This is a genomic window from Streptomyces sp. SBT349 (genome assembly GCF_001083795.1).
GTDB lineage: Bacteria > Actinomycetota > Actinomycetes > Streptomycetales > Streptomycetaceae > Streptomyces.
In genome coordinates, this window is the sequence record NZ_LAVK01000388.1 from 1 (window position 1) to 6590 (window position 6590).

6 protein-coding genes are annotated in these 6590 nt (G+C 78.4%); 1 reads left to right on the top strand and 5 read right to left on the bottom strand.

Annotation, left to right across the window (positions count from 1 at the left end):
* Window positions 1-272: peptidoglycan-binding domain-containing protein (locus ADY01_RS30815; protein WP_049580007.1), on the top strand; the 272-nt coding region annotated here is incomplete at its 5' end.
* Between the two features lie 270 nt (window positions 273-542).
* Here the strand turns inward: ADY01_RS30815 and ADY01_RS30820 are convergent.
* Genes ADY01_RS30820 through ADY01_RS30840 form a run of 5 tightly spaced genes read right to left on the bottom strand, consistent with a single transcriptional unit; the run spans window position 543 to window position 6396 of the window.
* Window positions 543-1373, bottom strand: coding sequence for an ECF transporter S component (locus tag ADY01_RS30820; protein ID WP_049580008.1), 831 nt, complete (start codon window positions 1371-1373; stop codon window positions 543-545).
* The gene (locus ADY01_RS30825; RefSeq protein WP_049580009.1) at window positions 1370-3043 is read right to left on the bottom strand and encodes an ABC transporter ATP-binding protein; all 1674 of its coding nucleotides are present in this window, start codon (window positions 3041-3043) and stop codon (window positions 1370-1372) included. Before ADY01_RS30825 ends, ADY01_RS30820 begins: the two co-directional genes overlap by 4 nt.
* Window positions 3040-4224, bottom strand: a complete 1185-nt coding sequence (locus ADY01_RS30830; RefSeq protein WP_049580010.1) for an energy-coupling factor transporter transmembrane component T — start codon at window positions 4222-4224, stop codon at window positions 3040-3042. Before ADY01_RS30830 ends, ADY01_RS30825 begins: the two co-directional genes overlap by 4 nt.
* Window positions 4225-4231: 7 nt before the next feature.
* Complete coding sequence (locus ADY01_RS30835) at window positions 4232-4960, bottom strand: SCO2322 family protein (RefSeq protein WP_053171383.1); 729 nt, start codon at window positions 4958-4960, stop codon at window positions 4232-4234.
* On the bottom strand, window positions 4957-6396 hold the full coding sequence (locus ADY01_RS30840; RefSeq protein WP_049580011.1) for a prenyltransferase/squalene oxidase repeat-containing protein: 1440 nt from the start codon (window positions 6394-6396) through the stop codon (window positions 4957-4959). The genes ADY01_RS30835 and ADY01_RS30840 overlap by 4 nt, the downstream gene beginning before the upstream one ends.
* Between the last annotated feature and the right edge of the window lie 194 nt (window positions 6397-6590).

The following is a 6590-nucleotide window of genomic DNA, read 5'->3' on the forward strand; positions in this document are numbered from 1 at the left end:
CCTCCGACCCCGACCCCTCCGACCCGCCGCCGGGCGAGGACGAGGCGCCGGTGCTCTCCGAGGGCGACGAGGGAGCCGAGGTGGCCGAGCTCCAGCAGCGGCTGCTCCAGCTGGGCTGGGTCTACGACGGGGAGGTGACCGGCGTCTTCGACGCCAGGACCGCCGAGGCCGTGCGGCTGTTCCAGTCCGGCTACGGCGTCGAGGGCGACCCGGCGGGCGTCTACGGGGAGAACACCCGGCGCGCGCTGGAGGAACGCACCACCGAGCCCTGACCGCGGCGCCCGGGGCCTGCGGCGCGCTCCGGCGGGAACGGATCAGGCCCTGAGATAGCGCAGCACGGCCAGCACGCGGCGGTGGCGCGGTGCCCGCTTCCGCGGTCGGGCCGGCGTCCGGTGCGCGCCGACGGTCCTCGGACGGTACGAACCCGCGGGTCCCGCGCGCGATGGGGGAGGCACGTGGATGAGGGGCTCGGAACTTCCGAACCCCCGGCGCCGCGCCCGGCGCCGCGCCCGGCGCCGCGACCGGGCCCGCGCGCCCGGCGCCTACTCGAAGCGCGCCGGCGCGTCGAAGGCCGCGCGGCGTGTGGCCCGGCGCAGTGCCCGCAGCACGCTCCCCCCGGCCACCAGGATCAGCCCCACCGTGAGCAGCGCCCGCGGGATGTCCCAGCCCAGCGAGGTCGTGAGCACGTAGGCGACGTAACGCGCCAGGTTGTCCGGCAGCGGGTCGCCGGGCACGAACGAGATCCCGCTGCTCATCCCCGCGATATAGGGCCAGCCCTGGAGGTTCATCACCAGCCCGTAGCCCAGCGAGGACGCCGCGCCGTAGGCGGCGAGCAGCGCCAGCTCCGCCCGGCCGCGCAGCGCGTGCGCCCCCGGCAGCAGGCCCGCGCCCATGGTCACCCAGCCCATCGCGAGCATCTGGAACGGCATCCACGGCCCCACGCCGCCGGTCAGCAGTGCGGACGCGAACATCGACACCGCGCCCAGCACGAAGCCGAATCCGGGGCCCAGCACCCGCCCGGCGAGCACCATCAGGAAGAACATCGGCTGGAGCCCCGCCGTGCCCGCGCCCAGCGGGCGCAGCGCCGCGCCCGCCGCGGCCAGCACGCCGAGCATCGCTACCGCCTTGGCGTCCAGGCCCGAGTCGGCGATCGTCGCCACCACCACGGCGAGCAGCAGCGGCAGCAGCAGCGCGAACAGCCAGGGGGCGTCGGTGGAGTGGGCGAGCCCCGAGGCCGAACTCGCCAGCAGCGGCCAGCCGAACGCGACCACCCCGACCGCCGAGACCAGCGCGAGCGCCGTCCCCGAGCGCGGGCCCAGACGGATGGGGCGAGCCGGGCGAGCCGGGCGGGGCTCTCGACCGGGGGCGTTCACCGGACGCCGCCGGGCGCCGGAGCGCCGGGCGCCGCGCCGCCGTTCAGGGCCGCGCCGACCTGGGCGACGGTCAGCCAGGGGCCCGGCGCCAGCACCTTGGCCACCTGGGGCGCGAACGACGGGGAGGCCGTGACCACCTCGGCCGTCGGCCCGTCCGCGACCACCTCACCGTCCGCCAGGACCACGGTCCTGTGCGCCACCTCGGCGGCCAGTTCGACGTCGTGCGTGGCCAGCACGGCGCAGTGCCCGGCCGCCGACAGCTCGCGCACCACCCCGGCCAGCCGCGCCTTGGCCCCGTAGTCCAGGCCGCGGGTCGGCTCGTCGAGCAGCAGCACCGGCGGCGCGGCGGTCAGGATCACGGCGAGCGCCAGCGCGAGCCGCTGCCCCTCGGACAGGTCCCTGGGGTGCGCGGCGTCGGGCACCTCGGGCAGCAGCCGCGTCACCAGCGCGCGGCAGGTGCCGGGCGCCGCCCCCGCGTCGGCGTCCGCCGCCGCGCACTCCCCGCGCACCGTCTCCTCGAACAGCACGTCCCGCGGGTCCTGCGGCACCAGGCCGACGCGGCGCAGCAGGCGCCCCGGCCCGGTCCGGTGCGGAACGACGGGGGCGCCCTCGCCCCCGCCCAGCTCGACCGAGCCGCCCGCGGGCGCGTGCATGCCGACCAGGGTGCGCAGGAGCGTGGACTTGCCCGCGCCGTTGCGGCCCATCAGGGCCACGGTCTCGCCCGCCGTCACGGTCAGGGAGACGCCGCGCAGCACCTCGACGCGGTCGCGGCGCACCGCGAGCCGGCGGACGGCCAGGAGCGGAACGGCCGCCAGGGGCGCGGGGGCGGGCGCGGGCGTCGGCGCGGAGGCGTGGGTGGCGAGCCGTTCGCGCAGGGGCGCGGCCCGGCGCCTGGCGTCCCTCACCGACAGCGGCAGCGGGTCCCAGCCCACGAGCCGCCCGAGCCCCACCACCGGCGGGTGGACGGCGGAGCGGGCCATGACCTCGGCGGGCTCCCCCAGCACCGGCGCCTGACCCGGGCCCGGCAGCAGCAGGATCCGGTCGGCGTGGTGCACCACTCGCTCCAGGCGGTGTTCCGCCATCAGCACCGTGGTGCCCAGGTCGTGCACCAGGCGGTGCAGGACCGCGAGGACCTCCTCGGCGGCGGCCGGGTCCAGCGCGGACGTGGGCTCGTCGAGGACCAGCACGCGCGGGTGCGGGGTGAGGACCGAGCCGATGGCGACGCGCTGCTGCTGCCCGCCGGAGAGCGCCGCCAGCGGCCGGTCGCGCAGCTCGGCCAGGCCCAGCAGGTCGAGGGTCTCCTCGACCCGGCGCCGCATGGTGGCGGGCGGCAGGCCCAGGGACTCCATGCCGTAGGCGAGTTCGTCCTCGACCGTGTCCGTGACGAAGTGGCCCAGCGGGTCCTGCCCCACGGTGCCCACCACGTCGGCCAGATCGCGCGGCCGGTGGGTGCGGGTGTCGCGCCCCGCCACCTCCACCCGGCCGCGCAGCGTGCCGCCGGTGAAGTGCGGCACCAGGCCGGACACCGTCCCCAGCAGCGTGGACTTGCCGGTGCCGGAACCGCCCACGACCAGGCAGAGTTCGCCCTCGGGAACGGTCAGGTCCACCGGCCCCACGACGGGTGGCCCGCCGTCCTCGTACGTGACGAGGACCTCGGAGAAACGGATCACGCGGGGCTCCTCGGGGAGGGCACATCCGGCACGTCGGGCGCGGGCGCGGGCGCCAGCGTGGAGGTGGGGCCGGGGGCGCGCGCCGGGTCCTGGGGGCGCGGGGCGACGGCGGCGGGCAGCAGACCGAGCAGCAGCGCCGCCGCGGGCCACACGGGCAGCTCGGGCGCGGCCAGCGGGACCACGGGCGGCTGGAGCGCCAGCGGGTCACGGGTCGCGGCATAGGCCGTCAGCGCCGCGACGGCCGCCCCCGAACCGGCCACCAGCCACGCCCGGGCCCCCCAGCGGTCGGGCCGGTAGCGGGTCCGCGCGCTGCGCCTGCCGCCCAGCCACAGCCCGGCCAGCGCCGCGAGCAGACCGGCGGCGAGCAGCGGCAGCGCGACGTTCGCGCCCTCGGCGGCCAGCAGCCCGTAGGAGCCGGCGCACACGCCGAGCAGCCCGCCGAGTGTGAGCGCCGTGGTCGCGCGCCGCACGCCGGGCGGTACCTCGGCCGCGCGCCCGTAGCCCCGGGCGTCCATCGCGGCGGCCAGCGCCACCGACCGTTCCAGCGCGCCTTCGAGCACCGGCCGCGCGACCCCGGCGAACGAGCGCACGCCCCGGTCGGAACGGCCGCGCAGCCGCCGCGCCTCCCGGGTCCGCAGCAGGTCGGCCACCAGCCGGGGCGCGAACGTCATCGCCACCACCACCGCCACCCCCACCTCGTAGAGCGCGCCCGGCAGCGACTTCAGCAGCCGGGCCGGGTTGGCCAGGGCGTTGGCCGCGCCCAGGCAGATCAGCAGGGTCGCCAGGCGCAGCCCGTCGCAGAAGGCGAACATCAGCGACTCGCCGGTGACCCGCCCGCCGATCCGCACGCCCTGCGCCCAGTCGGGCAGCGGCACCTCGGGCAGCGTGAACAGCACACGCGTGCCGCCGATGGGGGAGCCCAGCACGATCGCGAAGACCATCCGGACCGCCACCACCAGGGCGCCCAGCGCCAGGAAGAAGCCGAAGGCGTGCGCCCAGGGCGCGTCCGTCCTGCGCGCCGCCACCACATAGCCGGCGACGGCGACGAGCAGTCCGAGCAGCAGCGGGTTGGTGGTCCTGGACGCGGCGGTCGCCAGGCCCAGCGCCCACAGCCACCACGCGCCGGCGTGCAGGGCGTTGCTCCGGCCGGCCACCGGCGCGCGCCACGGCCCGGAGTTCACGCCCGCCTCACGCCTGCCGCCGCCTGGCGCGGGCGCGCGCCCACGCGGCGCCGCCGAGCAGGGCGACGGCGCCCGCCCCGGCCGCCCAGGCGAGGGTCGCGCCGCCGTCCGAGCCGCCCGAGCCGTCCCCGGCCGAGCCGTCCTCGTCCGCCGGGCCGCCGCCGGCCAGGCTCTCGGCGCAGCCCGCCTCGGGGTATCCGGCGATCGCGCACAGCAGGGCGTCCGCGTTGTACCGCAGGGGCTCCGCGGTCGCGGCCAGGGCCTCGGCGGCGGTGGCGCCCTCGGGGAGCGCGGCGCACTCCGCGCGCCTCTCGGGCGGGGTCGCGCCGCCCGGCGCGTCGTCGGCGGTGCCGAAGTCGATGACGAGCGCGACCCGGTTCCCGCCGTCGCCCCCGGCCGTCCCCTCGCCGCCGCAGACGGCCGCGAAGTCGGCGGGCCCGCGCGGCCCCTCGGCGTCGCCCGACCTGGCGCTCGCCGTGAACCGGAAGCCCAGCACGTCGCCGTCGCCCGGCCTCAGCAGCCCCGGGCCCTGGGTGGCGTAGGACCAGCGGCCCTCGCCCTCGTCCCAGGTCCAGAACGACCAGTACCGGTAGCCGCCGGGCTCACCGCCGCCGCCCCCGCCCCCGTCGTTCCCGTTCCCGTTCCCGTCCGCGTGGGCGACCGCGCCGCCCGTCAGGACGAGGCAGGCGGCGGCCAGGGCCGCCGGGCCCCACCGGGCCCGGGGGCGTGGTCTCATGACCCGTGCGCTTCCCGCGCACGCCGGCGCCTGAAGCTCAGCACCACGCCGATGGCGACGCCGGCGACCAGGCCGATGCCGAGCACCCACAGCAGCGGCGCCGTGTCCGAATCGCCGAACTCCGGGCTCCCCGCGGCGTCGTCCGGGCCCTCGGGCTCCGGGTCGGGGCCCAGGTCGTTGAGCAGGGCGGGCAGGTCGCTGCGACCGAACTCCGTGGGCTCGAGGCCGCCCGCGTGCGCGACCAGCATCAGCGTCCCCACCGCCACCGGGCTCTCCGCGAACCCGGCCCAGGAGGTGTGGTGGTCGGCCAGCCAGTTCAGCGGGGTGCGCCAGGACTCGTCGTGGCCGCCCGCCGCCAGGGCGAGGATCGCCCGCGCGGTGGCCAGGTAGTCCGGCTGCTCCTCGCCGCCCGGCGGGGTGGACACCAGGTGCTGCCCGCCGCCGCGCAGCTCCTCGGCCAGGTACGCGGCGCCCGCCGAGGCGGACTCCGCCTGCGGCGAGGGCGGCTCCCCGGCCGTGCCCCCGGTCTCCGCCCCGCTCTCCTCGCCGGCCCCGCCCGTTTCGCCCGTCTCGCCGGTTTCCCCGGTCTCGCCCTGGCCGCCCTCGCCGCCGGGCTCCTCGCCGTCGCCGCTGCCGCCGCCGTCGCAGTCCAGCGGTACGACGTCGGCGCGCTCGCGGTCCGGCGTCACGACCAGCCCCTCGCCGTAGGACGCGAGCACCGCGTCCGCCGTGGCGAGGTCGGAGACGAACAGGTCCCCGCTCTCCGGGTCGGGCTGCCAGGCGAACGCGCCGCGCTCGCTCTCCTCCCCCGTGTCGCACCCCAGCTGGAGCGAGGCCAGCGCGTCGAACGGCGAGTTCTCCTCGCGCCGCACCTCGGCCGGGTCCTGGCCCACCGCCGCGAGGGCGCCGACGACCAGGGCCGTGGAGTTGGCGTCGGACGCGGCGCCCGGGTTGAAGCTCCAGCCGCCGTCCTCGTTCTGCACGCCGGTGAGCCAGGTGACCGCGTTCGCCACCGCCTCGTCCTGGCCGCCGACCGAGGCGAGCGCCTGGACGGCGGCGGCCGTCGCGTTGGAGTCGGCGGCGGTCACGTCGTCGCACGGCTGCTCGGGGTCGGGGCGGTAGGAGAGGAACGAGCCGTCCGCGCACTGCTGCCCGACCAGCCAGTCCACCGCGAGCCCGGCGGGCGTGTACCCGGCGGTGGACTGCGCGAGCAGCACGATCGACTGCCGCCACACCCCGTCGTACTGCGGGTCGCCCTCGCCGAAGAGGCCGGCGGGCGGCGTGGTCGGGTCCGGGGCCTGAACCGGCCGGGGCACCTGCGCCACGGCGGCCGGGACGGGCGCGGGGGCCGCGGCGGTGAGCAGGACCGCGGTGGCGCAGGCGCCGGTCAGGGCGGCGGTGCGGCGTCGCCTGCGCGGGAACGGGGAGAGGGACACGCGGTTGCCTTTCGCTGTGCTGGTCCGCCGGCACGGCTGACCACCACGGCGCGGCGAGGCGCTGCGGGGCACCGGGCGCAGCGCCGTATTCCTCGACGGTGCCGACCGCCGGGCGGGGCGGCCGAAGGCCAGTGCGCTCCGCGGCCGGGCGTTCCGGCTGGGCGAACGGGCCGGGTGGGCCTGTCTCTTATACA